1 protein-coding gene is annotated in these 1,417 nt (G+C 48.9%); it reads right to left on the bottom strand.

The window, feature by feature from the left end; all coding sequences use genetic code 11:
• Positions 1-148 precede the first annotated feature (148 nt).
• Entirely contained in the window at positions 149-1,315 is a 1,167-nt protein-coding gene (locus JCM19039_RS21195) for an IS256 family transposase (protein WP_042431107.1), read from the bottom strand.
• Between the last annotated feature and the right edge of the window lie 102 nt (positions 1,316-1,417).

Genomic DNA, 1,417 nt, shown 5'->3' with positions numbered 1-1,417 from the left:
ACAGCGGGTCCTCCCCCTTAGCGCTTTTCTCAGCGAACCATCCATGCCTTTGATCCTCACGCTGGGTGGGGGATGTCAAAGGCTTTCCACTTTGACATTCACCATCAAGGGTGACACGCTTCATGGGTGGATGGTCCGTGATGACGCGCTATTTGGTCAGTGATTGTCGTTTGTCGTAGATGGTTTCTTGATAATGCATCAGCACTGCACCGACGAGACGAAACGCCGATTGGGTGTTTGGAAAAACCCGGATGACACGCTCGCGTCGGCGCACTTCTTGGTTGAGACGTTCTAAAGAGTTTGTGCTGCGAATGTGGATTCGGATGTGCTCGGGCTCTGTCATGTATTGGATCGTGTCGTCAAACCCTTCATCAAGCAGTTGAAGCGCTTTGTCATATTTGGGTTGATCCGCAAACTTCTCCATGCATTCTTGTTTAAACTGTCGGGTGTCTTCGATCGTCACAGCCTCAAAAATGCGTTTTACCATGCGGCGAAACTCGTGCGCCTCTTTTTTCGGCGCGCGGTCTAAGATGTTTCGTTTAAAATGGACGTTGCATCGTTGCCAGCTCGTCCCAATGAACGCGCGTTGGATGGCTTTCTGTAAGCCTTGATGGGCATCGGAGATGATCAACTTTGGCGACTGCAACCCCCGTGATTTCAACTTTTCAAAGCATGTGAACCAACTCTCAAAACTCTCACTATGGTCCACATGGAGCCCGAGGATCTCCCGACGGCCATCTTCTCGAATCGCCGTCATAATATAAATGGCTTTCGAGACCACTTTGTGGTGCTCGCGGACTTTCGTGTACATCGCATCCGCAAACACGTACGGATAGTACACCGTGTTTAACGGTCGGTCTGCCCACGCGTTCACAATCGGATCCAGCTTCTCCGTGAGAGAGGAGACAAACGATTTTGAGACGCGTTCACCGCAAAGCTGCTCCACGATATGGGTTACCTTCCGCGTGGAGACGCCGTGGATCACCATTTCGAGCATAGAAATCATAAAAGCTTGATCCATCCGCGCGTACTTTTCAAAGATGGTAGGCGAAAATTCCCCGCTTCGTGTACGGGGGACCCTGAGCTCGACCTTCCCAATGTTTAGCGTGTATGCTCGCTCATAATAGCCGTTTCGGTAGTCCTGTCGTTCCCCGCTTCGCTCATAGTGATCTGCCTGCATGTACGCATCTCGCTCTTTCTCCATGTACTCATTTAAGATCAACACAATCGAAGATCGAACCACCGCTTCCATGTTCGAACTCATCACCATCTCTTTTAAATCTTCCATATCCAGGGTAAACTGTAATTGAGTCATTTCATTTCCTCTTTTCGATTTGTTTTTGGTTGGACAAAAACAGTTTGGTCAAAAGGGAATGAAATGACTCTTTCTTTTTACACAATTATACGGACGTAATCC

Origin of the sequence: Geomicrobium sp. JCM 19039 (assembly GCF_000698145.1) — a bacterium.
Lineage (GTDB): Bacteria > Bacillota > Bacilli > Bacillales > Marinococcaceae > Geomicrobium_A.
Note: the sequence above shows the minus strand (reverse complement) of the source record. Positions and strands in the feature narration are given on the sequence as shown.

Coding starts and splice junctions, on each gene's coding strand:
- JCM19039_RS21195 (WP_042431107.1), bottom strand. CDS start 1,315: ATGACTCAATTACAGTTTACCCTGGATATGGAAGATTTAAAAGAGATG.